The following is a 26643-nucleotide window of genomic DNA, read 5'->3' as shown; positions in this document are numbered from 1 at the left end:
ACGCTTGCCCGGCCTGCGGGTCTGAAAGGATGATGCCATGAAAAACGAAATGCTCAGCGTGCCCGAGGTCTCGGCCCGCATCCGCGAAGGCGCGGTGATGGTCATCGCCGGCGACGAGACGCTTCTGGCGCAACTGCCGCGCGGCGCCTGGATCGGCGGCACCACCGTCTATTTCGTCACCGACACCGGCGGCGCCGTGGTGCGCGACCGGCTGTTCGTGACCACTTTCGCCGAAGCCTCGGGCGCCACGCCGCGCTATCTGCCCCACGGGTCGCTGTCGCATATCGCCGATGGCTATGTGACGGGCGGCTTCACCATGATCATGATCCCGGCCTTCTCGCTGGCGCATTCGGAATTCGCCGTCGCGGGCCAGGAATACCCCGGTCTCTTCGATCAGCCGCTGGCCGGCTGGGTGACGGGTGTCCATCTCGACGAGATCGGCACGCGCGCCCCCAAGGTCTTTGACGGCGCGACCGGCATGGCGCATGACGAAGGCGTGGTGCTGCTGCATGTGGCGCTGCCCGAAGGGCGGATGGTCGATCTCGACATCCTCAACATCTTCGCGCAGGGCGACAATGCCGATCTGAGCTTCACCTTCCCCGAAAGCGGCTTCTCGACCCGCAAGGCTACCGTCAACGGCGCCGAGGTCGATTTCGCCGCCTATGTCGCGCAGAACGGCATCGACACCCGTCTGCCGCTGGTGGCCAATTACGCCGGCGCGCTGGTCAATGTGTCGATCCGCGACGTGAACCCCGACACCGGCGAGGTGTCGTTCTATGCCCCGGTCGTGGCGGGGGTGGAATATCGTCTGGCCGGTGCGCTGGGCAATTACGCCGAAGCTTTTGCCGAAGGCGCCGAGGGCAAGGGCGAGGGGCAGTATTCGTGCAACTGCATCCTGAACTATCTTTACGGCGATCTCGAGGGCAAGCGCACCGGCAGCTTCACCGGCCCGGTCACCTTCGGCGAGATCGCCTATATCCTGCTCAACCAGACGCTGGTCCGGCTGGACATCAACAAGGCGGCCTGAGGCCAGACGACCTGAGCCCGGATGACCTGAGCCCGACGACCTGAGCCAGACGCGGGCGGCCCGAGGCAACCGGGCCGCCTGAAAAGAGGGCCCCGCTCGGTGGGGCGCTCTGAAGACCCTGTTCCGCAACGTCCCCCTGCGGGCAGGCAGGAAACCCCCGGTCCCGAAGGCCGGGGGTTTTCCCCGTGCGCCGTCCCCGGCGCGCCATGCCCGGCCCGCCGATCCCGTGGTTCGCATGCGGCGGCCGGGCTCGGGAGAGGGGGCGCCGCGCGGCGCCATGACGGGCCCCTTCGGGATCGTGCGGGCGCGGGAGGACGCGCGCGGCGGAATGGCCATGACTGGATCCCTTCGGGAGCGCGTCGGCGCCGGTGCGCTGGTGGGGATCGGGAATGCGCCCGTCTTTTCGGCGGGCCGGGCTTGGGCGATGCCCGGCGCGCGCGGGGCTCACGCGCCGCTGAAGCGGCCCTTCTCGGCCTCGGACCACATAACGTCGATCTCCCAACCGTCCTCGGCCTCGCGCTCGTGGCGCACCACGCCCATCCGGTGCAGGGCTGCGCGCCGGTCGCCGGCCTCAAAGGGCAGGGTCAGCCGCGCGGGGTGGCGGTCTGCGCCGGTCGCGGCCTCGATCGCGGCCATCAGCGGGGCCAGCCCCTCGCCGGTCAGCGCGGAAAGCGCAAAGACCTCGTCGCGGCGCGCGGCCTGCGCGGCAAGGCCCGCGCGCATCTCGGGGTCCAGCGCGTCGATCTTGTTCCAGACCTCGAGCCGTGGCACCGCGGCGTCCACGCCCAGGGCCTCGAGCACGGCCTCGACATCGGCGGCCTGGGCGTCGGTCTCGGGGTGGGCGATGTCGCGCACATGCACGATCAGATCGGCCTCGAGCACCTCCTCGAGGGTGGCGCGGAAGGCCGCGACCAGCTCGGTCGGCAGATCCGAGATGAACCCCACCGTATCCGACAGGATCACCCGCCCGCCGCCGGGCAGCGCCAGCGCGCGCATCGTCGGGTCGAGCGTGGCAAAGAGCATGTCCTTGGCCATCACCTCGGCGCCGGTCACGCGGTTGAAAAGCGTGGATTTCCCGGCGTTGGTATAGCCGACGAGGGCGACCACCGGAAACGGCACGCGGGCGCGCGCGGCGCGGTGCAATTCGCGGGTGCGCACGACGCGGGCCAATTGCCGGCGCAGGCGCACCATCTGTTCGTCGATGGCGCGGCGGTCGGCTTCGATCTGGGTCTCGCCGGGGCCGCCCACGAAGCCAAGCCCGCCGCGCTGGCGTTCGAGGTGGGTCCAGGCCCGCACCAGCCGCGTGCGCTGATAGCTGAGCGCGGCCAGCTCGACCTGAAGCACGCCCTCGCGCGTGCGGGCGCGGTCGGCAAAGATCTCGAGGATCAGCCCGGTGCGGTCGAGAAGCTTGACCCCCCATGCCCGTTCCAGGTTGCGCTGCTGGACCGGCGTCACCGGGCCATCGACCAGCACCAGGTCGATCTCGGCCTCCGAAAGGCGCGTCTTCAGCTCGTCAAGCTTGCCGGTGCCGAAGAGATGACCGGGATGGGGCCGGGCCAGGCGCACGATCTCGGACCCTTCGACCGACAGGCGGGGCAGCGCGCGGGCCAGCGCGACGGCCTCCTCGAGACGATGTCCGGGGCTGCGCGCGGCCGCCCCCTCAGCGCGTGCCTGCGGCCCCTCGCGCAGCGCGGGATGCAACACATAGGCGCGGGTGGGACGCGCGGCGGTCGGTGTCGGCGTGCTCAGGCGTCACCTTCATAAAGGGAGATCGGCTGACCGGGCATGATGGTCGAGATGGCGTGCTTGTAGACCAGCTGGCTCTGGCCGTCGCGGCGCAAGAGCACGCAGAAATTGTCAAACCAGGTGATCACGCCTTGCAGCTTGACGCCGTTGATCAGGAAGATCGTGACGGGCACCTTGGTCTTGCGGATATGGTTGAGGAAGGCATCCTGAAGGTTCTGTTTGTCGGCGGCCATTTCCATTGCCTTTGTTATTCTTGCCGTCGGCGCTTGGCGAGTTCGGCGCGTTGCGTCCTTGTGGGCGGGTTATCGCCCCGCTTGGCCCGAGTATGCCCGAAGTCGCGGGGTTTTCCAGCCCTGATTTCGTGCGGTTGCGGGGCGTTGCCTTGTGGCCATAGCGCGGGATTTCCCGCGCGAGGGGGGGCGCCTGTGCTCAGGGGCGCCAGAGTTCGGGGTTGAACAGCGCGATGATCGCCAGCGTCTCGAGCCGGCCCAGCACCATCGCGCCCGCCAGGATCGCCTTGGCGTCGCCGCCCAGTTCCCACCAGGGCAGTGGCGCCAGCCCCGAGATGCCGGCCAGCGGCCCGGTGTTCGACAGCGCCGCGATCGACAGCAGCACCGAATGTTCGAACCCCAGCCCCGAGAACGACACCCCCATCGTCGCCACCGCGATCGACATGGCAAAGAGCATGAAGAAGATCCACGAGATATAGGCGCCCTGCCGGCGCAGCCGCCGGGCGATGGGGCCGCCGCCGGCCACCGAGGAGGGGTGGACCAGCCGTTCCAGCTCGCGCTCGCCGTGGCGCACCAGCGTGTAGACCCGCAGCAGCTTCACCCCGCCCGCGGTGGTGGCGATGCCGCCCCCCGTGATCGCCAGCCCCGCCAGGATCAGCCCCGGTGCGGCCAGCCCCGACCAGTCGCGCGCCTCGATCCAGCCCGAGCTTTCGAACCCCGCCGAGGCCAGGAACGAGGCCACCGTGAACATCCCCCCCCAGAGCGAGGTCACCGCCATGTGCAGATCGACGCCCTGTGCGACCTCGAGCGCGCCCAGCCAGTGACGGAAGAAGAACACCAGCGGCACGATCAGGATCAGCCCCAGCGCCAGCTGGATCTCGGGATCCTTGACCAGCCGGTCCGAGGCCCGGAACTCGATCCCGCCGGGCCAGAACCGGCGCGAGAAGGCGGGCAGCAGCATGACGAAGATCAGCCCCTCGCCGATCACGCCCGAAGGCGCCTCGGCGGGCCCGGCGATGGGCGAGATCCCCGAGGTCGAGAGCGTCGCCATCGCATGACACAGCGCCACCAGCGATGGATCGCCCGCGATCAGCAGCGCCACCCACAGCGCGAAGGTCAGCCCCGCATAGGCGGGAAACAGCGTCATGCCATAGCGCAGGATGCGTTCGGAGGGTGGCGCATGGCGCGGCGCGCGCGGGCGTGTCACCTCGAGCGCGGCGCCCGTCGCCCCCCCGGACACGAAGACCTCGAAGCCGCCCAGCCGCATCGGTGCCAGCACCGCCAGCGCCGTGACCAGCACGAAGAACCCCCCCATCCAGCCCACCAGCGCGCGCCACAGATGCAGCGTCGGCGCCAGCCGTTCGGGCGGATAGAGCGTGGCGCCGGTGGTGGTCAGCGCCGAGACCATCTCCCACCAGGCGTTGTAGAGGCCGGTGTCGGGCAGCGCCTCGCTGAAGGGCACGGCCAGCATCAGCGGCAGCGCGGTGAAGGTGGCCAGAAGCGTCATCAGCTGTCCGCGCGCCGAATGCCCGATCCGCCCCGAGGCCGTGGCCAGCCCGATCAGCGTGGTCAGCACCGAAAACAGGATACCGGCATAGAAGAACGGCCGGGCGATCGCATGCGCGTCCTGGGTCAGGGCATGGGCGGCGGGCACGAACATGGCGGCCGTGCCCAGCCCCATCAGGATCACGAAGAGCGGGATGCGGCTCAGGGCCTCCATGACGTCTCTCCGCGGGGCTGGGGCAGGGCCTGCGCCCCGCAGGGCGCGCCGGGTTGGGCGGGATGATACGGCGCCGGAACCGGATGCGCCGGAACCGGATGCGCCAGAACCGGATGCGCCAGAGCCGGATGCGCCGGAACCGGATGCGCCAGAGCTGGGTGAAGCGCTCCGGGATACAGTGGGTGGGGAGGCGTCGGGCGGGGAGGCGTCCCATCGACGCGTGACGGACCCGCCCAGCTCTGGCCCGGCCGGGCCGTGCAAAGGAACGCGGCGCCGCGCGCAGGGGCCGCGCTGCGGGTCGGCCTGGTGACGCGCGTCCGGCGACGGGCTATGGCGACGGCCCCGCGCATCAGAAGAAGTCGATCGACACCTGCAACAGGCGCTCGACCTCGGGGATATCGGCCGACAGCGCAAACAGCGCGATCACGTCGCCTTCCTCGATGCGGGTGTCGCCCGAGGGGGTGATGACCTGCCCGCCCTTCATGATCGCGCCGACCAGCACGCCCTCGGGGAAGGCGATGTCGCGGATGGCCCGCCCGGTGATGGGCGAGGTGGACATGACCTGGGCTTCGATCACCTCGGCCTCGGCGTCACCGATCGAATAGATCGCGCGCACGCGGCCGTGGCGGATGTGGCGCAGGATCGAGCTGACGGTGGTGGCGCGCGGGTTGATATAGGCGTCGATGTCCAGCGCCCCCAGCATCTGCACCATGGAATTGTCGTTGACCAGAACCACCGCCATCGGGCAGCCCGCCTGCTTGGCGCGCACGCCGACCAGGATGTTGGTCTTGTCGTCGTCGGTGACCGCCAGCACCGCATCGGCGCGTTCGATATCGGCTTCTTCCAGCAGTTCGGCCGACAGCCCGTCGCCGTTGAGCACGATGGTCCGTTCCAGCGCATCGGCGGCACGTTCGGCCTGTTCGCGGGATTTCTCGATGATCTTGGTGCGCACGCGCTCGGTGCGCGCCTCGAGCGCGCGGGCCACCGCCAGCCCGACATTGCCGCCGCCCACGATCACCACGCGTTCCTGCTTGAGCGCGGTCTTGCCGAAGATCTCGAGGGTGCGGCCCACGTCCTGAAGATGGGCGAAGACATAGATCTGGTCGCCGCCGAAAAGCTGATCGCCCGGCTCGGGCGCAAAGAGCCGCCCCTCGCGGCGCACGCCCACGACGATGGCGCGCAGCGTCGAGAACAGGTCGGTCAGCTGGCGCAGCGGCGTGTTCAGCACCGGGCATTCGTCCGACAGCGCGATCCCCAGAAGCTGGGCCTGCCCGCCCAGGAAGCTCTCGGTGTCGAAGGCGGCGGGGGCGGCCAGACGCTGGAGCGCGGCCTCGGCCACCTCGCGTTCGGGGCTGATCACGACGTCGATGGGCAGGTGGTCGCGGCGATAGAGGTCGGTATAGACCGGCTCCATGTATTCCTGCGCGCGCAGGCGGGCAATCTTGCGGGTGATGCCGAAGATCGAATGGGCCACCTGGCAGGTGACCATGTTGACCTCGTCGGAATGGGTCGCGGCGATGATCAGGTCGCAATCGCGCGCCCCGGCGCGGTCCAGCACCGCCGGATACGAGGCAAAGCCCGCCACCCCCTGCACATCCAGCGTGTCGGTGGCCCGGCGCACCAGCTCGGCGTTGGAATCGACGACCGTCACGTCGTTGCGTTCACCCGAAAGATGGCGGGCGATCTGCCAGCCGACCTGGCCCGCCCCGCAGATGATGACCTTCATGCCATGGCTCCGGGCGTTGACGGGCGGGGGGTCGCGCGCATTGTCCTGCTCTCCCTCGGGGGCCTTGTCGGGCGGTTTGCGACCTTTCTAGCCGTCCCTTGGGGGGGCGCGCAAGAAGGGCCGGTTTGCCGAAGGTCCGTGCGCGCCGCCCTTGCGGGGCGCGTCGGCGGCCCCGTGCCGGGGCGGGGGGCAGGTCGGCATGGGCGCGCGCGCCCGTCACGGGATGGCCCGCAAGGCTTGGCTTTCGGCGCCATTGGCCCTATCGGAAGGACAGTTTCAGGAGCCCCCGATGTCCGACCCCGCCTTCCGTTTCGACCTGGCCGCCACCTGCGGCGCGGCCCGCACCGGCACGATCCACACCCCCCGCGGGCCGATCCGCACGCCGGCCTTCATGCCCGTGGGCACCGCCGCCACCGTCAAGGCGATGCTGCCCGAAAGCGTGGCGGCCACGGGCGCCGACATCTTGCTGGGCAACACCTATCACCTGATGCTGCGCCCCACCGCCGAACGTGTCGCCGCGCTGGGCGGGCTGCACCGCTTCATGAACTGGTCCGGCCCGATCCTGACCGATTCGGGGGGCTTTCAGGTGATGAGCCTGACCGGCCTGCGCAAGATGACCGAGGAGGGCGTGCGCTTTGCCTCGCATATCGACGGCAGCCGCCACATGCTCAGCCCCGAACGCTCGATGGAGATCCAGCGGCTTCTGGGTTCGGATATCGTGATGGCCTTCGACGAATGCACGCCCTATCCCGCGACCCGCGAGCAGGCGCAGGCTTCGATGGAATTGTCGATGCGCTGGGCGCGGCGGTCGCGCGACGCCTTCGGCGACCGTCCGGGGCATGCGCTGTTCGGGATCATGCAAGGGTCCACCTTCCCCGATCTGCGCGCGCAAAGCGCCGAGACGCTGCGCGAGATCGGCTTTGACGGCTATGCCATCGGAGGGCTGGCCGTGGGCGAGGGGCAGGCGGCCATGTTCGAGGTGCTGGACTATGCGCCGGGGCTTCTGCCCGCGGACCGGCCGCGCTATCTGATGGGGGTGGGCAAGCCCGACGACATCGTGGGCGCGGTCCAGCGCGGCGTCGACATGATGGATTGCGTGCTGCCCTCGCGCTCGGGGCGGACGGGGCAGGCCTTCACCCGCCACGGCGTCGTCAACATCAAGAACGCGCGCCACGCCGAGGATCCGCGTCCGCTGGACGAGGCCTGCACCTGCCCGGCCTGCCGCGGCTACAGCCGGGCCTATCTGCACCATGTCTTCCGCGCCGGCGAGATCATCTCGTCGATGCTGCTGACCTGGCACAACCTGCATTATTATCAGGAGCTGATGGCGGGGCTGCGGGGCGCGATCGCGGCCGGGACGCTGGACAGTTTCGTGGCCGATTTCCACGCGATGCGCGCGCCAGGGGATATCCCGCCGCTGTGACCGGGTGCCCCCGGTTGGGGGCGCGTCCGGGCCGGGGGGATTTGGGGTGGTGCTTTCGGGGCGCGGCTCTTGGGGCGCGCGTCGGGGCAGGGGCCGGCGGATCAGCCGTTGCGGTCGAACCAGGCCCGCACCCGCGGCGCGACCCAATCCCAGAGCGCGGGCGCGCCGCGCGCGATGGGCCGGCCCACGCGCTGCGCGAGCTTGTCCCAGGTCACCCCGAACCGCTCCCACGGGCCGCCGTCGACGACCAGGTTCTGGACCACCGGCTGCACCCGGTCGAGCGATTTGGCAAATTGCGCCGAAGGGGTCTCGGCGGCCTCGAATTCATCCCAGAGCGCGCGCAGCGCCGCGCCTTGCGCCGGCGGCAGCATCCCGAAAAGGCGCGTCGCCGCAGCGCGTTCGGCCAATTCCTGCGCGGCGGCGTCATGGTTGTGGCCGTGGATCGGATGGTCGCCCGCGTCGATCTCGACCAGATCGTGGATCAGCAACATGCGGATCACCCGGTCGATGTCCACCTCGGGGCCGGCATGATCGGCCAGCACCAGCGCATAGAGCGCGACATGCCAGGAATGTTCGCCCGAATTCTCGCGCCGCGACCCGTCGCTGAGCAGCGAGGCGCGCAGGACGGTCTTGAGCCGGTCGGCCTCGGCCAGAAAGGCCATGCGCGCCGAAAGCGCATCCTGGGGGGTGTGCGGATCGGGGGCGGGAAAGCCGGGCGTGGCCTGGGCCAGCGCCGCCGCCCCGCCCGTCGTCGTCGCAGTCGGGGTCGGCTCCGGGTCGGGGCCGCTCAATGTCCGTCCTCGGCGGGGCGGGGCGCCTCGGGGGGCGCTGCGCCGGATCGTGCGGCGGCGATGGTCTGTTCGAGGAACTGGCGCGCGCGCACCTCGGCCTGGCGGATGCGGATCGAGGTCAGGAAGGCCTCCTGCAACGTCTGCGAGGACGCCCCCAGCACCTTGGACACCTGCATGTAGAGCTGGTCGTCGCCCATCTCGCGCATCGCCGTCATCGTGTCGGCGGCAAGCTGGTCGGCCAGATCCTCGATCAGCGCCATCAGCGCGAGCCTTCGGTCAGCCGCCGGCGAACATAGCCCTGAACGGTCTCGATCATCGGCTTCATGTGCTGTTCGTCGTCGCGGAAGAAATGGTCCGCGCCCTCGACCTCGTGGTGGGTGATGGTGATCCCCTTCTGGTCGCGCAGCTTGGAGACCAGCGCCTGGGTGTCCTTGGGCGGGGCCACGCGGTCGGCGGTGCCGTTGATGATCAACCCCGAGGACGGGCAGGGCGCCAGGAACGAGAAATCATACATGTTGGCGGGTGGGGCCACCGACACGAAGCCGGTGATCTCGGGGCGGCGCATCAGCAATTGCATGCCGATCCAGGCGCCAAAGCTGAAACCCGCCACCCAGCAATGCTTGGAATTGGGGTTCATCGCCTGAAGGTAATCCAGCGCCGAGGCCGCGTCGCTCAGCTCGCCCACGCCCTGATCGTATTCGCCCTGGCTGCGCCCCACGCCGCGGAAATTGAACCGCAGCACGGTGAATCCCATGTTGTGGAAGGCATAATGCAGGTTATAGACGACGCGATTGTTCATCGTGCCGCCATATTGAGGGTCGGGATGCAGGATGATCGCGATCGGTGCGTCGGGCTGGGACTGGGGGTGATAACGCCCCTCGAGGCGTCCTTCGGGGCCGGGGAAGATGACTTCGGGCATGGGCCTCGCCTGTTGATCGTCCCTCCCCATGGCCCGATTCATCTGTTCGGCGCTACGGGATCGGGTTCTTGGCTCTCGAAACTGGTCGAAAAGGCGGCATTTGCCGCGTCTTCGGGTGCAGTTGAGTTAAGCGGCCTTCCGTGTAACGTCAATGCTCAGTAACGCCAAAGAGGCGGGGCGCAGCCCCCGCGAGGAGTAGGTGATGAAACTTTCGACGCGGGGTCGATACGCGATGGTGGCCTTGGTGGACCTGGCGACGGTGCCGGCGGGAACGTTGACCTCGCTGGCCGAGATCTCGCGCCGTCAGGACATCTCGCTGCCCTATCTGGAACAGCTGTTCGTGCGCATGCGCCGGGCCGGGCTGGTGACGTCGGTCCGCGGTCCGGGGGGCGGCTACAAGCTGGCGCGCGATCCCGCCGACATCCGCGTCTCGGAGATCTTCGAGGCCGTGGACGAGACCGTGAGCGCGCTGCATGTGGGCGCCGGTGCGACGGGGGGCGTCTCGGGCTCGCGCGCGCAATCGCTGACCAACCGGCTGTGGCAAAGCCTGTCGGCACAGGTCTATGTCTTCCTGCATCAGACGACGCTTCAGGATGTGGTGGGCAATGCGCTCAAGCCCTGTCCGGCGGTGCCGTCGCTGTTTTCGGTGGTGGATGCGTGACGGCAGAGCGGGTCTATCTGGACTGGAACGCAACGACGCCCCTGCGGGCGGAAGCGCGCGCGGCGATGATCGCGGCGATGGATGTGGTGGGCAACCCGTCCTCGGTCCATGCCGAGGGGCGCGCGGCCAGGGGGCTGATCGAGCGCGCCCGCGCCGATCTGGCGCAGACGCTGGGCACGAGCCCGGCGCAGATCGTCTTCACCTCGGGCGCGACGGAGGCCGCGGCGCTGGCCTGCGGGGGGCGGGGGCTTGTCTGCTCGCCCGTCGAGCATGACGCGGTTCTGGCCTGGTGCACGCCCTATCTGGCCTGCGACGATCTGGGCCGGGTCACGGTGCCTGATCCGACCCGCGCCGCGTTGCAGATGGCCAATTCCGAGACCGGCGTGCTTCAGGATCTGCCGCGGGGCCTTGCGGTCACCGACCTGACGCAGGCTTTCGGCAAGATCGGATTCGGCTTTGACTGGCTGGGGGTGGATGCGGGCATCCTGTCGGCACACAAGTTCGGCGGCCCCAAGGGGGTGGGCGCGCTGGTCCTGCGCGAGGGGCTCGAGGTGGCGGCGCTGCTCAAGGGCGGCGGACAGGAGATGGGGCGCCGCGCGGGCACCGAAAACCTGATCGGCATCGCGGGGATGGCGGCAGCGGCACGGGCCGCGCAGGCCGACCTGGACGCGGGTGTCTGGGACGAGGTGGCGGAACTTAGAGGCATTCTAGAAAATGCTCTGGAATTCTCGACCGAAACTGTTATGTATGCGGGAAGAGGCGCGAAGCGGCTTCCCAACACCACCTGCATCGTGGCCCCCGGCTGGAAGGGCGAGACGCAGGTGATGCGCATGGATCTGGCGGGGTTTGCCGTTTCGGCGGGCTCGGCCTGCTCCTCGGGCAAGCTGCGGGCCAGCCGGGTTCTGGATGCGATGGGGATCGAGGCGCCCGATTGCGCGCTGCGGATCTCGCTCGGGCCGGGGATCGGGCGCGAGACGGTGGAGCGGTTCGCCGAGACCTGGATCGCCGCCTGCCGGCGCCACCGGGAACGTATTGGAGGGTGATGGCACGTTATGTGCTTGAGCTTTCGGGGAAATGAACGCCGGGGCGGGGGCCCCGCAAGCAGATGAAGGACGGAAGATGAGCGATCTGGAAATCCGCGAGGGCGTGGACCGCGAAACGGTCGAGACCGTCCAGAACATGGGATCCTACAAATACGGCTGGGATACCGAGATCGAGACCGAATATGCGCCCAAGGGGATCAACGAGGATATCGTTCGCCTGATCTCGCGCAAGAACGACGAGCCCGAATGGATGCTCGAATGGCGCCTGGCCGCCTATCGCCGCTGGGTCGAGATGACCGAACCGCGCTGGGCGATGCTGGATTATCCCGAGATCGACTATCAGGACCAGTATTACTACGCCCAGCCCAAGAGCATGCTGGAAAAGCCCAAGAGCCTGGACGAGGTCGACCCCAAGCTGCTGGCCACCTATGAAAAGCTGGGCATCCCGCTCAAGGAACAGATGATCCTGGCCGGGGTCGAGGAAGGCGTGGCCGCCGATGCCCGCCGCGTCGCCGTCGATGCGGTCTTCGATTCGGTTTCGGTGGGCACCACCTTCAAGGAAGAGCTGAAGAAGGCCGGGGTCATCTTCTGCTCGATCTCGGAAGCGGTGCGCGAACACCCCGAATTGGTGCGGAAATATCTGGGCAGCGTCGTGCCCCAGACCGACAATTACTTTGCCACGCTGAATTCGGCGGTCTTCTCGGATGGCTCCTTCGTCTACATCCCGCCGGGCACGCGCTGCCCGATGGAGCTGTCGACCTATTTCCGCATCAACGCCGAGAACACCGGCCAGTTCGAGCGCACGCTGATCATTGCCGACAAGGGCGCCTATGTCAGCTACCTGGAGGGCTGCACCGCGCCCAAGCGCGACACCCACCAGCTGCATGCCGCGGTGGTGGAAATCGTCGTGCTGGAAGATGCCGAGGTGAAATATTCCACCGTCCAGAACTGGTATCCGGGCGACGAGGAAGGCCGCGGCGGCATCTACAACTTCGTCACCAAGCGCGCCGATTGCCGCGGCGACCGCGCCAAGGTGATGTGGACGCAGGTCGAGACCGGCTCGGCGATCACCTGGAAATACCCCTCGTGCATCCTGCGCGGCGATCATTCGCAGGGCGAATTCTATTCGATCGCCATCGCCAACAACGCCCAGCAGGCCGACACCGGCACCAAGATGGTGCATCTGGGCAAGAACACGCGCTCGCGCATCGTGTCCAAGGGGATCTCGGCGGGCAAGGCGCAGAACACCTATCGCGGGCTGGTTTCCATGCACCCGCGGGCGGAAAATTCGCGCAATTACACGCAATGCGACAGCCTGCTGATCGGCGACAAATGCGGCGCGCATACCGTGCCCTACATCGAGGTCAAGAACACCTCGAGCCGGGTCGAGCACGAGGCCACCACCTCGAAGGTCGATGACGACCAGCTGTTCTATTGCCGCGCCCGCGGCGTGGGCGAGGAAGAGGCGGTCGCGCTGGTGGTCAACGGCTTCTGCCGCGAGGTGCTTCAGGCGCTGCCGATGGAATTCGCGCTCGAGGCCCAGAGCCTGGTGGCGATCAGCCTCGAGGGGTCGGTCGGATGATCTGCCCCGCCGGCGCCCCGATCCGGCCCCGTTCCGGCCGCATTGCGCTGGTCTGTGGGGGCCGGGTTCACGCTTGCGTGTGGGTTGGGGATGAATTCTCAGACGGATTTTTCCGAGCGCCTCCGGCGTATCGAAGCGGCGCGTCCGCCGCGCGGCCAGTTCCGGCTGCATGTGGGCGAGGCCGAGATGAAGATGACGCAGGCGCAGGTCGACCGGCGCATCGCCGCGATCAAGGCCGCGCAGCGGCCGCGGGCCTGGCCGGGCATTTTGCGCACGCTGGTGGCGCCCGTTCTGGGCGTTGCGGGGCTGGTCCTGGCGCTGGCGGTGAAGCTGCGCCTGCCCGTCGAGATCACGGCGGATCCGGCGATCGTCGATCCGCTGGCGGGCGTGCTGGTCGCGCTGGCGCTGGCGCTGGTCTCGGGCGTGTCGCACCGCTTGCAACTGGTGCTGGCGGTCGTGGCGGCGCTGGGCGCACAGGCGCTTTCGCACAATGCCGCGCATCTGTGGCCCGCGCCCATGGCGCAGCTTTTGTCGCCCGACTGGGTGGCGCAGGCCCGCGCCACCACCGCGCCGCGCACGGCGGTCCTGCTGGGGCGCAGCCTCTCCTTCTGATCGCCCGCGGCGCGACCCGTCCGGGCCCGAACCCGGAGGATCGGTCATGATCGTGACCACCACCCCCGGCGTCGAGGGGCGCCGGATCACCGCCTATCACGGCATCGTCACCGGCGAGGCCATCCTGGGCGCCAACATCTTCAAGGATCTGTTTGGCGCCATCCGCGACGTCGTGGGCGGGCGCGCCGGCGCCTATGAGGCCGAGCTGGCCCGCGCGCGCCAGATCGCGCTCGACGAGATGGAGACGCGCGCGCTGGCCCTGGGCGGCAGCGCCGTCGTTGGCGTCGATCTGGATTACGAAGTCATCAACAACATGCTGATGGTGTCCGCCTCGGGCACCGCCGTCACCCTTTCCGAGGATTGAGAAACATGCTTGAGATCAAGAACCTGCACGTCAAGCTGGAAGAAGACGAGAAGGTCATCCTGAAGGGTGTCAACCTGACCGTTGGCCCGGGCGAGGTCCATGCGATCATGGGGCCCAACGGGTCGGGGAAATCCACCACCTCCTATGTGCTGGCGGGCCGCGACGGCTATGAGGTGACGGCGGGCGAGGCGCTGCTCGAGGGGCAGGATCTGCTGACGATGGACCCCGAGGAGCGCGCCGCGGCGGGCCTGTTCCTGGCGTTCCAGTATCCGGTCGAGATCCCCGGCGTGGGCAACATGACCTTCCTGCGCACCGCGGTGAACGCCCAGCGCAAGGCCCGCGGCGAGGAGGAACTGTCCGCCGGCGACTTCCTCAAGGTCGTGCGCGAGAAGGCCAAGACCCTCAAGATCGACGCCGAGATGCTCAAGCGGCCGGTCAACGTGGGCTTCTCGGGCGGCGAGAAGAAGCGCAACGAGATCCTTCAGATGGCGATGCTGGAGCCCAAGATGTGCATCCTCGACGAGACCGATTCGGGGCTTGACGTGGACGCGATGAAGCTGGTCTCGGATGGCGTCAACGCGCTGCGCGACGGCAAGCGGTCGTTCCTGGTCATCACCCACTACCAGCGGCTTCTGGACCATATCAAACCCGATGTGGTGCATATCATGGCCAAGGGCCGCATCATCCAGACGGGCGGGCCCGAGCTGGCGCTCGAGGTCGAGAAGAACGGCTATGCCGATCTGCTGGCGGAGGTCGAGTGATGGCCGCGACCCCGAAAGCCGCCGAGGCGCTTTCGGCACGGCTGGCGCGTCTGCCGGCCCGGCCCGAAGGCGGCTTCTCCCGCCCCGCCCGCGCTGCCGCGCTCGAACGGCTCCAGGAAATGGGGCTGCCGCAGCGGCGTGACGAATACTGGCGCTTTTCCGACCCCGCCAGCCTGATCGCCCCCGAGCCCCCGCCCGCGCTGCTTTATGACACGCGCGACGAGACGTTGGCGTTTGACGGCATGGATCGGGTGACGCTGGTCTTTACCGATGGTGTCTTCGATGCCGAGGCCTCGGACCGCCCCGAAGCCGCGGGTGTCACCGTGGCGCGGCTGGCCGAGGCCGATCAGGCCGATCTGCACTGGGCGCAGGGGCTTTATGGCCAGCGCGAGGCCGCGGGCCAGAGCCCGGTGCCGCGCCCGCTGGCGGCGCTGAATACCGCCGTGGCCGGCGACGGCCTGCTGATCCATGTCACCGACAAGGCCGAGAAGCCCATCCACCTGGTCTATCGCCACCGCTCGGAAACCTCGGACGTGTTCTTGCATCACTGCGTCAAGGTCGATGCCGGGGCCGAGGTGACGGTTCTGGAATCCGGTCCCGCAGGCGCGCGCTTCAACACCGTGATGGAGGTGGACGTGGCCGTCGAGGGCGCCTTCCACCACGTCCGCCTTCAGGGGCGCGATCATTCGGTGCGCGGCGTGACGCATTGCTTTGCCCGCGTGGGCGAGAAGGCGGCGTTCAAGAGCTTCACCCTCTCGGCCAATGGCGCCTTCACGCGCAACGAATGCGTGCTGGATATCGTCGGCGACGAGGCCGTGGTGCATGTCGCGGGGGCGGCGCTGGGCGACGGCAACGACGGCGACTTCCTGCATGACGACACCGTGTTCATCACCCATGGCGCCGAGCGCTGCGAAAGCCGTCAGGTGTTCAAGAAGGTGCTCAAGCACGGCGCCTCCGGCGTCTTTCAGGGCAAGATCCTGGTCAAACCCGGCGCGCAGAAGACCGACGGCTATCAGATCAGCCAGGCGCTTTTGCTTGACGACGCCAGCCAGTTCCTGGCCAAGCCCGAGCTGGAAATCTATGCCGATGACGTGAAATGCTCGCATGGCTCGACCACGGGCGCCATCGACGAGACCGCGCTGTTCTACCTGCGCTCGCGCGGGGTGCCGAAGGATCGCGCGATCTCGATGCTGGTGCTGTCCTTCATGGCCGATGCGGTCGAGGAGATCGAGGATGAGGCGCTGCGCATCGAGGTGACCGACCGGCTGGAAGGCTGGCTGGCGCGCCACCATGGCTGAGGTGGAAAACGCCCCGCGCGGGCGGCAGATGCGCGGCATCGTGCCCAAGATCGTGGCCAGCTGGCGCCGGCCGCGCGTGGTCATGCGCGCGGTCCTGGCCGAGGGCCAGCGCGAGGATCGCGCGATCGCCACGCTGATCGCGGCCTGCACCATTCTCTTTGTCGGGCAATGGCCGATGCATGCGCGCGCGGCCCACCTTGACCCCAGCGTGCCGCTGGATGCGCGTCTGACCGGCGCGCTGATGGCGTCGCTTTTCATCTTGCCTCTTCTTGCCTATGTGGTGGCGGGGGTCTCGCGGCTGGTGGTGCGGATCCTTGGCGGTCGCGGGCCGGGCTGGGCCTGCCGCATGGCGCTGTTCTGGAGCCTTCTGGCCATCAGCCCGTTCATGCTGCTGCGCGGTCTCGTGGCGGGCATGATCGGGCCGGGTGGGGTTCTGACCGGGGTCGATGTGGCGCTGGGGCTGGGTTTTGTCGCGCTGTGGATCGCCTGTCTGAGGGTTGCGGGCTTCGAGGAGAAAGCATGGAGCTGAAGCTGTCCGAGCTTCTGGATCTGGGGCGCGAGAGCGTGATGCGGCCGCGCGCGGCCGCCGCGCGCGTGCTGCGCCTGGATCTGAGCTACGATGCGGTGCTGACCGCGATGGGCGCGGTCATCGCCTGTTCGGCCATCCTGGGCTATCTGGCCAATGTGATGTTCCCCGCGCCGGTGCAGACGCCCTGGTCGGTGCTGACCGGCTCGCCGCTGCTGATGGTCATCGTGCAGGCGCTGGGGGTTCTTGTCACCGCACTGGGCATGACCCATGTCGGGCGTCTCTTCGGGGGGACGGGCGGCTTTTTCGGCGCGCTGGTGCTGACGGTCTGGCTCGAGACGGTGCTTCTGGGCCTTCAGGTGCTTCAGGTCGCGCTGATGCCGCTCTTTCCGCTCTTTGCCGAGATGCTGGGGCTTGCGGGTTTCGTGCTGTTCTTCTGGCTCCTGTCGCATTTCACCGCCGAACTGCACGACTTTCCCAGCGTGGCGCTTGTCTTCGTGGGCACCCTCGGCACGCTGATGGCGGTCGCCGTGGTGCTCAGCTTCCTTCTGGCGCTGTTGGGGTTTGCCTCGCACTGACGCCGTTCCCGCGAAAGGGTCCGCCATGCTCGATGTCGCCGCCGTCCGTTCCGATTTCCCGATCCTCGCGCGCGAGGTGCATGGAAAGCCGCTGGTCTATCTCGACAACGGGGCCTCGGCGCAGAAGCCGCGCTGCGTGATCGACGCGGTGACCAAGGCCTACAGCCTGGAATATGCCAATGTTCACCGGGGCCTGCATTATCTGTCGAACCTGGCCACCGAGAAATACGAGGCCGTGCGCGGCACGGTTGCGCGCTTTCTGGGCGCGGCGCAGGAAGACAGCATCGTCTTTGCCAGCGGCTCGACCGAGGCGATCAACCTCGTCTCCTATTCCTGGGCGGCACCGCGGCTCGAGGCCGGCGACGAGATCATCCTGTCGATCATGGAGCATCACGCCAATATCGTGCCCTGGCATTTCCTGCGCGAACGTCAGGGGGTGGTGCTGAAATGGGTCGGGCTCGAGGCCGACGGCAGCCTTGACCCGCAACGCGTGATCGACGCGATCGGCCCGCGCACGAAGCTGATCGCCATCACCCAGATGTCGAACGTGCTGGGCACCCGCGTCGATGTCCAGAGCATCTGCGCCGCCGCCCGCGCCCGCGGCGTGCCGGTTCTGGTCGATGGCTCGCAGGGCGCGGTTCATGGCCCCGTCAACGTCGAGGAGATCGGCTGCGATTTCTACGCCATCACCGGGCACAAGCTCTATGGCCCCTCGGGGTCGGGGGCGATCTACATCCGTCCCGAGCGTCAGGCCGAGATGCGCCCCTTCCTGGGCGGCGGCGACATGATCCGCGAAGTGACCTGCGAGGGCGTCACCTATGCCGCGCCGCCCCTGCGTTTCGAGGCCGGCACGCCCGGCATCGTGCAGCAGATCGGGCTGGGGGTCGCGCTGGAATACCTGATGGGGCTGGGCATGGAGAACGTGGCCGCCCACGAGGCGATGCTGCGCGACTACGCCAGCCAGCGGCTGGCCGGGCTCAACTGGCTGAACGTGCAGGGGCAGGCGCCGGACAAGGGCGCGATCTTCTCGTTCACCATGGCCGGCGGCGCGCATCCGCATGACATCTCGACCGTGCTCGACAAGCGCGGCGTCGCGGTGCGCGCGGGCAGCCATTGCGCCATGCCGCTGATGCAGAGCCTTGGCCTCAGCGCCACCGCGCGGGCGTCTTTTGCGATGTACAACACCCGCGAGGAGGTCGACGCGCTGGTTTCGGCGCTGGAACTCTGCCACGAATTTTTCGGCTGAGGCCGCCACACCGGCCCTTGCCCCCATTGCGGCCCGCCGCGGGGGCGGTTATAGAACGTCGCAGGCACCCGTAGCTCAGCTGGATAGAGCGCCGCCCTCCGAAGGCGGAGGCCACAGGTTCGAATCCTGTCGGGTGCGCCATTTTCTCATGAAAATAAAAATATTATAAATTCTCTCTTTTTGAGAGATGTTGCTTGCGCGGCGAATCCACGTCAGCAAAGAGGCTCATTTATCTTGCTATAACAATATCTTGGGTCTGATCCTGCTTCGTCTCGACCTCCGATGAATCCCTTGGCCACCAGCGCGTTCGCGATGCCGGGCTGCACGCCTCCAGCGCATCGTGTGATCTTCGACTGAAAGCTGCAGGAAGACGTCAGCCATAGGCTACCCTTGTGAGGCTCCGCGCACGTAACGAGGCCAGATATGGGGGAAGCCTTCCCTCTGGTCGGCACTGGCGTTGCCGACACACCCCTTCTGCGGGGAGGCCCCGCAACGCCCCCTGAGAGTGAGAGTGCGGGCGGGTTTTCCGTGACGGGTTGAGGGCTGGAGGAGGGGCCTCCGGCGCCCGTCGCGGAGATCATCCCGATGACCAGAGAGCATCGCGCAGCCGGCAAGAGCGGTCCGCGCACGAACCTTTATGACGACATCACCGACAAGATCATCGCCGAGCTGGAGGACGGCGGGCTGCCCTGGGTTCAGCCCTGGGGGACGACGACGGCGCACCCGAGAGCTGCAATGCGCCGCGCCGAACCTCGTGGCGATGCGCACCAAGGACGGAGTGGCAAGCCTGTCCGATCTGGTGCGATCCTCGCTGCGTCTGCGCCCCGATCGTATTCCCATCGGTGAGGTGCGTGGCGCCGAGGCGCTGGACCTGCTCAAAGCCTGGGGCACAGGCCATCCCGGCGGCATCGGCACCATCCATGCCGGTTCCGGGAGCGGCGCACTGCGTCGTCTCGAACGGCTCATCCAGGAAGCCGTCGTTACCGTGCCCCGGCCATGATCGCGGAGACCATCGATCTCGTGGCCGTCCTGGCCGGTCGAGGGTCCGCGCGTCGTCTGGCCGAACTTGCCTGCGTTGAGGGCCTCGGGCCGGACGGCGACTACCGGATTTCACCTGTCGTTTCAGACCCCGCCATCCCTCACGAACAAGGAGATCCCGAATGATCCGTCACCGCGCGCTGACCGAGCCGATCCTCCTCGGTGGAGCCCCACGCGCGGTCGTCATTCTGAATGGCACACTCGCGGGGGCGGTCGGCCTCGGACTTCAGCTCTGGCTGGTCGGGATCCTGATCTGGGCCGTTGGCCACATCGCTGCCGTCTGGGCGGCCAGGCGCGATCCGCACTTCGTCGAGGTCGCCCGCCGCCATCTGCGCATTCCCGGTCATCTCTCGGTGTGAACCCCCATGATGAATCTCGCAGAATACCGCCGCACCGCCTCGCGCCTCGCGCCTCGCGGACTACCTGCCCTGGGTGGCGCTGGTCGGGGAGGGTGTGGTCCTCAACAAGGACGGCTCGTTCCAGAGGACGGCGAAGTTTCGGGGTTCCGATCTCGACAGCGCCGTCGCGGCCGAACTGGTCGCGGTGGCGGGACGGTTGTCGAGCGCCTTGTAGAGACCACCGACAGGCCGATGATCGCGTCGATGACATAGGCGTTGATCCCCCAGCCATACCAGACGCCCAGAAGCATCGTGGTCGAATGGCCGATGGCGAAGAGGCTGACGTAAAGCCCCCACGTCTTTCATCTTGTAGAGAAAGAACACCACACCCAGGAGGAACAGGATGTGGTCATGGCCCGTCACCATGTGCTTGGCGCCGAGGTAGAGGAAGGGGATGATGTGAACGCCCCAGATTTCCTGAATATAGCCTGCGTCACCTTCCGTCACATTGCGAGCGGCGGCGGCACCGGCCATCAGGCACAGGGCTGCGACGGCGAGGGGGGTGCGATAGACGCCTGCCGCCGCGAATGCGGTTTTCATGATTGATGTCCATTGGATAGGTCTCTGCAAAGGGTGTGAGCGGAAGCCCTCACACCCGTGGAGGCCGCTCCAACAGATGAACCGGTGGTGTCCAGCGCGTGTGGCGGACGACCGGGGCCCGCGTGGAATGCTGCGTCCAGGGCGTGGCATTTGGCATAGGCAGCAGCACCGCCTGGCTGTGGTCATGGTCGGCGGCGTCATGACTATGGTGGCCGCGCAGCGCCCAGGCGAGGTCGTCTTCCAAGCCGTGGGAATGACCGTGTTTCTCGACCATCTCCGCATGTTCGGCCAGAACCAGCGAGACATCGGGCACATGGCTTGCGGCAGGAACGAGGCTCCAGAGGATCAGGCGCAGACAGGCGAGCACGGTGGCGCTCTGGCGGGCGCCGTGCATAATCCTGTTCGCTGTGCTCATACCGCTCATATTGCCTCGGTTCCGTCCTCACTCAGGGTGGCTTGCACTATCCCCCCGGGGAGGTTAGCTCTCCCCTATGACGAAACCCCATGTGCATGCAAGTCACCCCCAGGTTATCGCTCGGCTGAAGCGCGCCGACGGCCATCTGCGCACGGTGATCGAGATGATCGAGGCCGGGCGTCCTTGCCCCGAGGTCGCGCAGCAATTGCAGGCGGTCGAGAGTGCGATCCGCAATGCCAAGCAGGCGCTGATCCACGATCATGTCGACCATTGCCTGTCGGGTCATGCTGACTACGACCGCGACGAACTGAAGGCCATCACCCGCTACCTCTGAGGCATCATGCCGGGCATCCTGCGCAACCGCACCTATCGCCACCTCTTCGCCGCGCAGGTGATCGCGCTGGTGGGGACCGGGCTTGCCACCGTGGCACTGGGGCTGCTCGCCTGGCGGATCGCCGGTGAGGATGCCGGGCTGGTGCTTGGCACGGCGCTGGCGATCAAGATGGTGGCCTATGTCGCGCTGGCGCCTGTCGCTTCGGCCTTTGCCGATCGGGTCCCGCGCCGGGCGATGCTGGTGTCGCTCGACCTGATCCGGGCCGTCGTGGCGCTGGCGCTGCCCTTCGTCACCGAGGTCTGGCAGGTCTACATTCTGATCTTTCTGCTGCAGGCGGCCTCGGCCGGGTTCACGCCCACGTTCCAGGCGACGATCCCGGATGTCCTGCCCGACGAGGCCGAGTATACCCGCGCCCTGTCCCTCTCGCGCCTCGCCTATGACCTCGAAAGCCTGCTCTCGCCGATGCTGGCGGCGGCGCTGCTGACCGTGGTCAGCTTCCCGGTGCTGTTCTCAGGCACGGTGATCGGCTTTGTCGCCTCGGCGGCGCTGGTGGTCAGCGTGAGCCTGCCTTCGCCGCAACCCTCGGCCCCGCGCGGGATCTGGGACCGGACGACGCGCGGGATGCGGATCTACCTTGCAACACCCCGGCTGCGCGGGCTTCTGGCGCTGAACCTCTCGGTCGCGGCGGCGGGGGCGATGGTGATCGTCAACACCGTGGTGCTGGTGAAGGCCCGCTTCGGACTGGGCGAGACCGAGGTGGCGCTGGCGCTGGCGGCCTTTGGCGGCGGCTCGATGGTGGCGGCGCTGATCCTGCCACGGGTGCTGGAGCGGATGCCGGACCGCCCGCCGATGATGCTGGGCGCCGCGATCCTGACGCTGGGCACGCTGGCTGGCGCGCTGCTGGGGAACCTCTGGGCACTGATGGCGCTTTGGCTGGTGATCGGCTTCGGCTATTCGCTGGTGCTGACGCCCTCCGGTCGCCTTCTGCGCCGCTCGGCCCGGCCCGAGGATCGTCCCGCCCTCTTCGCCGCGCAATTCGCGTTGAGCCATGCGTGCTGGCTGATCGCCTATCCGCTGGCGGGCCGCTTCGGCGCGGGGTTCGGGCTGACGGCGACCTTCCTCATCATGGCGGCCCTCGCGGCGCTGGGGCTGTTGCTGGGCTGGCGCCTCTGGCCGGCGCAGGAGCCCGAGGCCTTGCCGCATCGCCATGACAACCTGCCGCCCGATCACCCGCATCTGCGCGAGCATGGGCCCGAGCACAGCCACACGCTGGTGATCGACGACCTGCACCGTCACTGGCCGCTGCGCCCCTGATCCATGCTTGCCCTGTTAGGCCTGTTCTCCGCCGCGCTGCTGGCGGCCACGCTGCTGCCCGCGCAATCCGAGGCGGTTCTGGTCGCCATGGTGTTGGCCGGTGGCCATCCTGTCTGGCTGCTGCTGACCGTCGCCACCACCGGCAACGTGCTGGGATCGCTGGTGAACTGGACGCTCGGCCGGGGCATCGTGCGCTTCGAGGGTCGGCGCTGGTTCCCGGCCTCCCCCCGGCAGCTGGAACGCGCCACGCTTTGGTATCACCGTTGGGGCCATTGGAGCCTGCTGGCGTCCTGGGTGCCAATCATCGGCGACCCGCTGACCTTGGTGGCCGGTGTCCTGCGCGAGCCGCTCTGGCGCTTCCTTGTCATCGTGACATTGGCCAAGGCCGGGCGCTATCTCGTGCTGGTGGCGGTTGCACTCGACCTCGCCGCTTAGGCACGCCCCGCCAGACGCTGCGCAACGCCCAGAAGCGCCGCGCCGCCCAGCACTGCGACCATGCCCAGCCGCAACCGAACCACCGCAACCAGCGTCAGAACGGACAGGCCCGCAACGGAGGATGCGGACATCACCGAAAACGCCATGCTGCTGGCCGATGCGCTGATCATGCGGCAGCCACGGTGACCGGTTCTGGGCGGAAGAAGCCAAGGGGCTGTTGCAGGACGTCATCCTCTATGTCGCGACGGACGAACGGGAAGCCGGTCAACGGCATCTGCCGCGCGTTCGCGATCTGTTGCTGCTCGACGGCGATAACCTGAAAATGCTCTTCGAGCGCCTGCTGGAAAGCCCGCACCATGTCGTGGCCAGCACGGGCGCGCGCTTCCTGCAACGGGGTGAAAAGCTGCTTTCCAACGTCATGGCCTCGGCTCAGGCGGAAACGCATTTCCTCGACAGCGCCCGCCTGCGCGAAAACCTCTCGGCCTCGGGTTTCAGCTTCGAGGAGCTGAAAACGAGCAAGGTCACGATCTATTTGTGCCTGCCTGCCGACCGGCTGCACGCCTTCGGGCGGTGGCTACGCCTGCTGGTGCAGAAATACTCGTAGACCTTGCCGAAGGCGTCCCCCGACAGGTCGATGGGGGCGAGGAGGCGCAGCAGCTCCACCGCCACCTCGTTGCCGAGGTCGGTGTAGGTCTGCGGCAGAGCGCCGGAGAGGTCGGGGTTGTCCTCCTCGATGGCCTTCATGGCCTCGTTGATCGCCTTGCCGATGTCGTCGCTCTCGGTCAGGCGCTGCAGGTGGCTGAACCGAGCCTCAGGTCGCAGGAAGATGACCCCTTCGACGTCGTAGTCGGCCTTGCTGATCGTGCGGCGGTTGCCCGATCCCACCGGGCCGATGCGGGTTTCGGCCTCCGCGAACCGCTTCTCTGCATGGCGCAGGAAGATCAGACCCGGCACGGGAGTGGAGAACTGGCTTGGCTTCAACCCCGTGTTCGCCCAGGTCTGATCCGCCGCCGCCCAAAGCCGTTTCCCGATGTCTGCCCCGACCATTCCCGCTCCGTTCGATTCCCCGGCCTGTCAATGGCTTGGAAGATAGATGTGTTGCCTTTCCGCGGCCGAGGTTCTTCTTCCCTTCACGGCATGGGGATCGTCGCCCTCCCCAGCCACGATGAGGCGACGCATGTGACGGGCGATGAACAACCTGTCGGGTGCGCCAGATCCCCCCCATTCGTGCAAGGTTCCCGTGCGGCCTGCGTGTGCCCGTTGCCGGCCGTGTCGATCGCGGCGGGGCAGGGGGCGTTCCGGGCTGCGTTCCGGGGGGGGGAAGCGTTTTGTTCCTGCCTGCGGATGCGGCGCTGATTGCGGCGCTGATTGCGGTGGGGGCGCCGGTGGGCCTGCGCGGGCATCAATTCGGCACGAGGACATCCCGCCGCGCTTGCTATGCCTTGTGATCTCGGCTTAGCCTTCCCCTGCGGCGGGCTTTCGCCATGCGCCTTGATCACCACGCATTTTTACAGGCACGGTCCTTTCTCACATGACGCAGAACGCCTCTCCGCTTCTTTCCGGGCCCTCGGTCCCTTCGGAAGATACCATCGACGTTCTGGCCATGCTGTCGTCGCTTCGCGCAGGCTGGCGCATCATCGCGCTGACCCTTGCCGTCGCGGTGCTGGGCGGTCTGATCTATATCTACGCGCTTGCCACGCCGGTCTATCGCGCGACCGCGGTCGGGATGCTGGAGACGCGCCAGGAGAATGTCGTCGATTTCGAGAGCGTCATCAGTGGTTTGAGCGGCGATTCCAGCGAGATCAACACCGAGCTGGAGGTGCTGCGTTCGCGCGGGCTTATGGGGCGGGTGGTGGATGAGCTGGATCTGACCGCCGACCCGGAATTCAACGCCGAATTGCGCCCGGTCTCGATGATCGACACGTTCAAGGGGGCGACGATCGGCGCGCTCAAGCGCCTTCTGGGGCGCGCGCCGCCCGAAGGCATCGACCGGACGCGGGATAACGTGATCACCGCGGTCTTGCAGAATGCGCAGGTGGGCTCGGTCCCGTCGAGCTATGTCTTCCAGGTGACCTTCGAATCCGAGGATCCGCTCAAGGCGGCGCGGATCGCCGACACGATCATCGAACTTTACGTGCAAAGCCAGATCGAGGTGAAATTCGAGGCCACCGAACAGGCCACCAGCTGGCTGACGACGCGGGTCAGCGAGCTCAAGTCCGAGCTTGAGGCGGCGGAAGCCAAGGTCAAGGCCTTCAACGCGCGCACGCAGCTGATCTCGGCCGAGACCCTGGCCGCGCGCGAGGTCCAGCTCAAGGAAATCCGCGACCGGATCGACGCGGCCCGCGACTTGGCGGCGGTCCTGCGGGCCAAGGCCGACCGGCTGGCGGCGGCGCAGAGCCTGGCCCAGAAGATCGCCGCGGCCGATGATCCCCGCCTGGCCGCGCTGGCCGTGGACGGGACCGATGCCGGGTCAGCCTTTGCGCGCCGGTATGACCAGCTTCTGGCGCGGGCGCGCACCGATGCCGAACGCCAGAGCGCCCAGGTCGCCGCCCTCGAGACGCGCGCCGACGAATTGCAGGCCGAGACCGCGCGCGACGGCAATGACCTGATCGCGCTGGAACAGCTTGAACGCGAGGCCGAGGCCAACCGGCTGCTCTATGAATATTTCCTCTCGCGGCTCAAGGAGACGACGGCGCAGAAGGGCTTCCAGCAGGCCGACAGCCGTATCCTGTCGCATGCGGTCGTGCCCGAGGTGGCGTCGGAACCGCGCAAGGGGCTGGTTCTGGCGCTGATGACGGTCCTGGGCCTGATGGGCGGCGCCGCGATCGTGCTGGTGCGCGAGGCGCTCTTCACGGGCTTTCGCACCGCGGCCGCGCTCGAGGCGCATGCCGGCGCAACCGTTCTGGGCCAGATCCCGCTGTTGCCGGTCAATGCGCGCGGTGATCTGCCGGGCTATCTGACCGCGCGGCCCGCCCCGCCGATGGCCGAGTCGGTGAACAATCTGCGCACCTCCATCCTGCTGTCCAATCTCGACAATCCGCCCAAGGTCATCTTGTACACCTCGGCGCTGATGGGCGAGGGCAAGACGACGAATTCGGTTGCCATGACGCATAACCTGGCGCGGCTGGGCAAGAAGGTGCTGCTGATCGAAGGCGATATCCGCCGTTGTGTGCTGTCCCAATATCTTGCCACGCAGGCGCCCGGCACGCTCGTCAAGGTGCTCGCGCGCGAGATGGATTTCGACGCGGCTGTGGCGCGCGACCCGCAGTTGGGGGCCGATGTCCTGGTGGGCGAACAGCCCGATATCAACCCGGCCGATTTCTTCGCCTCGGAGGCCTTTGCCGGTTTCGTCGCCGCGATGCGCGAGCGCTATGATTTCGTGATCATTGATGCGCCGCCGGTGCTGATGGCGCCCGATGCGCGCATCATTGCGCGCGTGGCGGATGCGGTGCTGTTGGTGGTGCGCTGGGAAAAGACCACGCGGCATCAGCTTGACGAGGCGCTTGCGCTCTTTCGGGCGGTCAACCTTCCGCTGACGGGGCTGGTGCTGTCGCAGATCGACATGTCGGCGCAGCGCCGCTATGGCGGATATGGCACCTACGGCGCCTACGAGGCCTATGGGCCCACCTCCTGACGCCCCCCCGCCGGCCCAGGGGCTGCGGTTTCCGCCGGCGCGCGCCCGATGTCCCGCCCGTGGTCCCTTATGGCGGTTCTCGTGGGGCGCGGCTGCAACATATGGTGGAAAAGCGGCCCTCGGGCGCTGCCGTCGGTCTCGTCGTCGCGGGCGCGCTCGCGTAACAGGGGCCAAGGTTCGGGCCAGGGCGCGTTAGAGTATCATTCCGACGCCTGAGGGGGATTTGCGTTGGTTTTGGGGATGTTTTGGGGGTTTTGTCGGGGCTTGGGCGTTCTGTGGGCG

The 26643-nt window shown here is 67.7% G+C and carries 28 protein-coding genes, 1 tRNA gene and 4 pseudogenes; 22 read left to right on the top strand and 11 right to left on the bottom strand.

The window, feature by feature from the left end:
- Positions 1–37 precede the first annotated feature (37 nt).
- Positions 38–1027 (top strand): DUF6976 family protein, encoded by a 990-nt coding sequence (locus tag BW949_RS00165; RefSeq protein WP_076362926.1) that lies wholly within the window; start codon positions 38–40, stop codon positions 1025–1027.
- A 444-nt stretch (positions 1028–1471) separates the two neighbouring features.
- Here BW949_RS00165 and hflX read toward each other — a convergent pair whose 3' ends face one another.
- From hflX to trkA, 4 genes are all read right to left on the bottom strand, one after another.
- Positions 1472–2776: a GTPase HflX gene (gene hflX, locus BW949_RS00160; RefSeq protein ID WP_076362925.1), complete on the bottom strand. Its 1305-nt coding sequence runs from the start codon at positions 2774–2776 to the stop codon at positions 1472–1474.
- Positions 2773–3006, bottom strand: coding sequence for an RNA chaperone Hfq (gene hfq, locus BW949_RS00155; RefSeq protein WP_076363642.1), 234 nt, complete (start codon positions 3004–3006; stop codon positions 2773–2775). Before hfq ends, hflX begins: the two co-directional genes overlap by 4 nt.
- Positions 3007–3202: 196 nt before the next feature.
- Positions 3203–4723 carry a TrkH family potassium uptake protein gene (locus BW949_RS00150; RefSeq protein ID WP_076362924.1) on the bottom strand — a complete coding sequence of 507 codons (1521 nt, stop codon included), beginning with the start codon at positions 4721–4723 and terminating at the stop codon, positions 3203–3205.
- 349 nt (positions 4724–5072) lie between these two features.
- Positions 5073–6449, bottom strand: coding sequence for a Trk system potassium transporter TrkA (gene trkA, locus BW949_RS00140; RefSeq protein WP_076362922.1), 1377 nt, complete (start codon positions 6447–6449; stop codon positions 5073–5075).
- Positions 6450–6738: 289 nt separating this feature from the next.
- Between trkA and tgt the strand changes: the two genes are divergently transcribed.
- Entirely contained in the window at positions 6739–7872 is a 1134-nt protein-coding gene (tgt, locus tag BW949_RS00135) for a tRNA guanosine(34) transglycosylase Tgt (RefSeq protein WP_076362921.1), read from the top strand.
- Positions 7873–7973: 101 nt separating this feature from the next.
- Here tgt and BW949_RS00130 read toward each other — a convergent pair whose 3' ends face one another.
- The 3 genes from BW949_RS00130 to BW949_RS00120 form a co-directional block, all read right to left on the bottom strand.
- Complete coding sequence (locus BW949_RS00130) at positions 7974–8534, bottom strand: HD domain-containing protein (protein ID WP_076363641.1); 561 nt, start codon at positions 8532–8534, stop codon at positions 7974–7976.
- Positions 8535–8659: 125 nt separating this feature from the next.
- A complete protein-coding gene (locus tag BW949_RS00125; protein ID WP_076362920.1) occupies positions 8660–8923 on the bottom strand; it encodes a hypothetical protein in 264 nt (87 codons plus the stop codon).
- Positions 8923–9582: an alpha/beta hydrolase gene (locus BW949_RS00120; RefSeq protein WP_076362919.1), complete on the bottom strand. Its 660-nt coding sequence runs from the start codon at positions 9580–9582 to the stop codon at positions 8923–8925. Before BW949_RS00120 ends, BW949_RS00125 begins: the two co-directional genes overlap by 1 nt.
- 202 nt (positions 9583–9784) lie before the next feature.
- Here BW949_RS00120 and iscR point away from each other — a divergent pair, with 202 nt between their 5' ends.
- The 15 genes and pseudogenes from iscR to BW949_RS17270 form a co-directional block, all read left to right on the top strand.
- Complete coding sequence (gene iscR / locus BW949_RS00115; RefSeq protein ID WP_076362918.1) at positions 9785–10243, top strand: Fe-S cluster assembly transcriptional regulator IscR; 459 nt, start codon at positions 9785–9787, stop codon at positions 10241–10243.
- Positions 10240–11286, top strand: coding sequence for a cysteine desulfurase family protein (locus BW949_RS00110; RefSeq protein ID WP_076362917.1), 1047 nt, complete (start codon positions 10240–10242; stop codon positions 11284–11286). Before iscR ends, BW949_RS00110 begins: the two co-directional genes overlap by 4 nt.
- A gap of 76 nt (positions 11287–11362) precedes the next feature.
- Entirely contained in the window at positions 11363–12868 is a 1506-nt protein-coding gene (sufB, locus tag BW949_RS00105) for a Fe-S cluster assembly protein SufB (RefSeq protein WP_076362916.1), read from the top strand.
- Positions 12869–12958: 90 nt separating this feature from the next.
- Positions 12959–13480, top strand: a complete 522-nt coding sequence (locus BW949_RS00100) for a hypothetical protein (protein ID WP_076362915.1) — start codon at positions 12959–12961, stop codon at positions 13478–13480.
- A gap of 46 nt (positions 13481–13526) precedes the next feature.
- The gene (locus BW949_RS00095; protein ID WP_076362914.1) at positions 13527–13844 is read left to right on the top strand and encodes a heavy metal-binding domain-containing protein; all 318 of its coding nucleotides are present in this window, start codon (positions 13527–13529) and stop codon (positions 13842–13844) included.
- A 5-nt stretch (positions 13845–13849) separates the two neighbouring features.
- Positions 13850–14605 carry a Fe-S cluster assembly ATPase SufC gene (sufC, locus tag BW949_RS00090; protein ID WP_076362913.1) on the top strand — a complete coding sequence of 252 codons (756 nt, stop codon included), beginning with the start codon at positions 13850–13852 and terminating at the stop codon, positions 14603–14605.
- Positions 14605–15903 carry a SufB/SufD family protein gene (locus BW949_RS00085; RefSeq protein ID WP_076362912.1) on the top strand — a complete coding sequence of 433 codons (1299 nt, stop codon included), beginning with the start codon at positions 14605–14607 and terminating at the stop codon, positions 15901–15903. Before sufC ends, BW949_RS00085 begins: the two co-directional genes overlap by 1 nt.
- On the top strand, positions 15896–16432 hold the full coding sequence (locus tag BW949_RS00080) for a YIP1 family protein (protein ID WP_235816168.1): 537 nt from the start codon (positions 15896–15898) through the stop codon (positions 16430–16432). The genes BW949_RS00085 and BW949_RS00080 overlap by 8 nt, the downstream gene beginning before the upstream one ends.
- Complete coding sequence (locus BW949_RS00075) at positions 16423–17007, top strand: YIP1 family protein (protein WP_076362911.1); 585 nt, start codon at positions 16423–16425, stop codon at positions 17005–17007. The genes BW949_RS00080 and BW949_RS00075 overlap by 10 nt, the downstream gene beginning before the upstream one ends.
- Before the next feature lie 25 nt (positions 17008–17032).
- Positions 17033–18253: a cysteine desulfurase gene (locus BW949_RS00070; RefSeq protein WP_076362910.1), complete on the top strand. Its 1221-nt coding sequence runs from the start codon at positions 17033–17035 to the stop codon at positions 18251–18253.
- Between the two features lie 64 nt (positions 18254–18317).
- Positions 18318–18394 (top strand) — tRNA-Arg (locus BW949_RS00065).
- A 444-nt stretch (positions 18395–18838) separates the two neighbouring features.
- Positions 18839–18934, top strand: a pseudogene (locus BW949_RS00060) (antirestriction protein ArdC); the annotation flags it as partial.
- 40 nt (positions 18935–18974) lie between these two features.
- Positions 18975–19417: pseudogene (locus BW949_RS00055) on the top strand (ATPase, T2SS/T4P/T4SS family); the annotation flags it as partial.
- A complete protein-coding gene (locus BW949_RS00050) occupies positions 19414–19650 on the top strand; it encodes a VirB3 family type IV secretion system protein (protein WP_076362909.1) in 237 nt (78 codons plus the stop codon). The pseudogene BW949_RS00055 and the gene BW949_RS00050, both read left to right, overlap by 4 nt.
- 6 nt (positions 19651–19656) lie before the next feature.
- Positions 19657–19858: pseudogene (locus BW949_RS17270) on the top strand (hypothetical protein); the annotation flags it as partial.
- Here BW949_RS17270 and BW949_RS00040 read toward each other — a convergent pair.
- Together BW949_RS00040 and BW949_RS00035 are read right to left on the bottom strand one after the other, a co-directional pair.
- Positions 19846–20163 (bottom strand): annotated as a pseudogene (locus tag BW949_RS00040) (HupE/UreJ family protein); the annotation flags it as partial. The pseudogenes BW949_RS17270 and BW949_RS00040 overlap by 13 nt on opposite strands.
- Before the next feature lie 115 nt (positions 20164–20278).
- Positions 20279–20644 (bottom strand): hypothetical protein, encoded by a 366-nt coding sequence (locus BW949_RS00035; RefSeq protein ID WP_143538934.1) that lies wholly within the window; start codon positions 20642–20644, stop codon positions 20279–20281.
- A gap of 76 nt (positions 20645–20720) precedes the next feature.
- Here BW949_RS00035 and BW949_RS00030 point away from each other — a divergent pair, with 76 nt between their 5' ends.
- From BW949_RS00030 to BW949_RS00020, 3 genes are read left to right on the top strand one after another with little or no spacing between them, the layout of a single operon-like run.
- On the top strand, positions 20721–20978 hold the full coding sequence (locus tag BW949_RS00030; RefSeq protein ID WP_076362907.1) for a metal-sensing transcriptional repressor: 258 nt from the start codon (positions 20721–20723) through the stop codon (positions 20976–20978).
- A 6-nt stretch (positions 20979–20984) separates the two neighbouring features.
- On the top strand, positions 20985–22292 hold the full coding sequence (locus BW949_RS00025; RefSeq protein WP_076362906.1) for an MFS transporter: 1308 nt from the start codon (positions 20985–20987) through the stop codon (positions 22290–22292).
- A gap of 3 nt (positions 22293–22295) precedes the next feature.
- A complete protein-coding gene (locus BW949_RS00020) occupies positions 22296–22727 on the top strand; it encodes a YqaA family protein (protein ID WP_076362905.1) in 432 nt (143 codons plus the stop codon).
- Here the strand turns inward: BW949_RS00020 and BW949_RS17520 are convergent.
- On the bottom strand, positions 22724–22858 hold the full coding sequence (locus BW949_RS17520; RefSeq protein WP_268875778.1) for a hypothetical protein: 135 nt from the start codon (positions 22856–22858) through the stop codon (positions 22724–22726). The genes BW949_RS00020 and BW949_RS17520 overlap by 4 nt on opposite strands.
- Before the next feature lie 86 nt (positions 22859–22944).
- Between BW949_RS17520 and BW949_RS00015 the strand changes: the two genes are divergently transcribed.
- Positions 22945–23331 (top strand): type IV secretory system conjugative DNA transfer family protein, encoded by a 387-nt coding sequence (locus BW949_RS00015; protein WP_076362904.1) that lies wholly within the window; start codon positions 22945–22947, stop codon positions 23329–23331.
- On the opposite strand, the gene BW949_RS00010 is transcribed toward BW949_RS00015, so the two are convergent.
- Positions 23256–23774: a type I restriction-modification system subunit M N-terminal domain-containing protein gene (locus tag BW949_RS00010; RefSeq protein WP_083947489.1), complete on the bottom strand. Its 519-nt coding sequence runs from the start codon at positions 23772–23774 to the stop codon at positions 23256–23258. The two genes, BW949_RS00015 and BW949_RS00010, sit on opposite strands and share 76 nt — an antisense overlap.
- A 484-nt stretch (positions 23775–24258) precedes the next feature.
- Between BW949_RS00010 and BW949_RS00005 the strand changes: the two genes are divergently transcribed.
- A complete protein-coding gene (locus BW949_RS00005) occupies positions 24259–26361 on the top strand; it encodes a GumC family protein (protein WP_076362903.1) in 2103 nt (700 codons plus the stop codon).
- Positions 26362–26643 lie beyond the last annotated feature (282 nt).

It is taken from the genome of Phaeovulum vinaykumarii, from assembly GCF_900156695.1.
Classification (GTDB): Bacteria; Pseudomonadota; Alphaproteobacteria; order Rhodobacterales; family Rhodobacteraceae; genus Bieblia_A; species Bieblia_A vinaykumarii.
The sequence above is the reverse complement of the archived record's forward strand: the minus strand, read 5'-3'. Positions and strand labels throughout refer to the sequence as shown.

What these genes read in the sequence shown, in the direction of transcription:
- BW949_RS00025 (WP_076362906.1), top strand. Translation starts at nt 20,985, where the DNA reads ATGCCGGGCATCCTGCGCAACCGCACCTATCGCCACCTCTTCGCCGCG.
- trkA (WP_076362922.1), bottom strand. Translation starts at nt 6,449, where the DNA reads ATGAAGGTCATCATCTGCGGGGCGGGCCAGGTCGGCTGGCAGATCGCC.
- BW949_RS00035 (WP_143538934.1), bottom strand. Translation starts at nt 20,644, where the DNA reads ATGAGCACAGCGAACAGGATTATGCACGGCGCCCGCCAGAGCGCCACC.
- BW949_RS00095 (WP_076362914.1), top strand. Translation starts at nt 13,527, where the DNA reads ATGATCGTGACCACCACCCCCGGCGTCGAGGGGCGCCGGATCACCGCC.
- BW949_RS00075 (WP_076362911.1), top strand. Translation starts at nt 16,423, where the DNA reads ATGGAGCTGAAGCTGTCCGAGCTTCTGGATCTGGGGCGCGAGAGCGTG.
- BW949_RS00005 (WP_076362903.1), top strand. Translation starts at nt 24,259, where the DNA reads ATGACGCAGAACGCCTCTCCGCTTCTTTCCGGGCCCTCGGTCCCTTCG.
- BW949_RS00100 (WP_076362915.1), top strand. Translation starts at nt 12,959, where the DNA reads ATGAATTCTCAGACGGATTTTTCCGAGCGCCTCCGGCGTATCGAAGCG.
- sufC (WP_076362913.1), top strand. Translation starts at nt 13,850, where the DNA reads ATGCTTGAGATCAAGAACCTGCACGTCAAGCTGGAAGAAGACGAGAAG.
- BW949_RS00130 (WP_076363641.1), bottom strand. Translation starts at nt 8,534, where the DNA reads ATGGCCTTTCTGGCCGAGGCCGACCGGCTCAAGACCGTCCTGCGCGCC.
- BW949_RS00030 (WP_076362907.1), top strand. Translation starts at nt 20,721, where the DNA reads ATGACGAAACCCCATGTGCATGCAAGTCACCCCCAGGTTATCGCTCGG.
- iscR (WP_076362918.1), top strand. Translation starts at nt 9,785, where the DNA reads ATGAAACTTTCGACGCGGGGTCGATACGCGATGGTGGCCTTGGTGGAC.
- BW949_RS17520 (WP_268875778.1), bottom strand. Translation starts at nt 22,858, where the DNA reads ATGTCCGCATCCTCCGTTGCGGGCCTGTCCGTTCTGACGCTGGTTGCG.
- BW949_RS00165 (WP_076362926.1), top strand. Translation starts at nt 38, where the DNA reads ATGAAAAACGAAATGCTCAGCGTGCCCGAGGTCTCGGCCCGCATCCGC.
- tgt (WP_076362921.1), top strand. Translation starts at nt 6,739, where the DNA reads ATGTCCGACCCCGCCTTCCGTTTCGACCTGGCCGCCACCTGCGGCGCG.
- BW949_RS00125 (WP_076362920.1), bottom strand. Translation starts at nt 8,923, where the DNA reads ATGGCGCTGATCGAGGATCTGGCCGACCAGCTTGCCGCCGACACGATG.
- BW949_RS00085 (WP_076362912.1), top strand. Translation starts at nt 14,605, where the DNA reads ATGGCCGCGACCCCGAAAGCCGCCGAGGCGCTTTCGGCACGGCTGGCG.
- BW949_RS00150 (WP_076362924.1), bottom strand. Translation starts at nt 4,723, where the DNA reads ATGGAGGCCCTGAGCCGCATCCCGCTCTTCGTGATCCTGATGGGGCTG.
- BW949_RS00020 (WP_076362905.1), top strand. Translation starts at nt 22,296, where the DNA reads ATGCTTGCCCTGTTAGGCCTGTTCTCCGCCGCGCTGCTGGCGGCCACG.
- BW949_RS00010 (WP_083947489.1), bottom strand. Translation starts at nt 23,774, where the DNA reads ATGGTCGGGGCAGACATCGGGAAACGGCTTTGGGCGGCGGCGGATCAG.
- BW949_RS00080 (WP_235816168.1), top strand. Translation starts at nt 15,896, where the DNA reads ATGGCTGAGGTGGAAAACGCCCCGCGCGGGCGGCAGATGCGCGGCATC.
- sufB (WP_076362916.1), top strand. Translation starts at nt 11,363, where the DNA reads ATGAGCGATCTGGAAATCCGCGAGGGCGTGGACCGCGAAACGGTCGAG.
- hfq (WP_076363642.1), bottom strand. Translation starts at nt 3,006, where the DNA reads ATGGCCGCCGACAAACAGAACCTTCAGGATGCCTTCCTCAACCATATC.
- BW949_RS00050 (WP_076362909.1), top strand. Translation starts at nt 19,414, where the DNA reads ATGATCCGTCACCGCGCGCTGACCGAGCCGATCCTCCTCGGTGGAGCC.
- BW949_RS00070 (WP_076362910.1), top strand. Translation starts at nt 17,033, where the DNA reads ATGCTCGATGTCGCCGCCGTCCGTTCCGATTTCCCGATCCTCGCGCGC.
- BW949_RS00120 (WP_076362919.1), bottom strand. Translation starts at nt 9,582, where the DNA reads ATGCCCGAAGTCATCTTCCCCGGCCCCGAAGGACGCCTCGAGGGGCGT.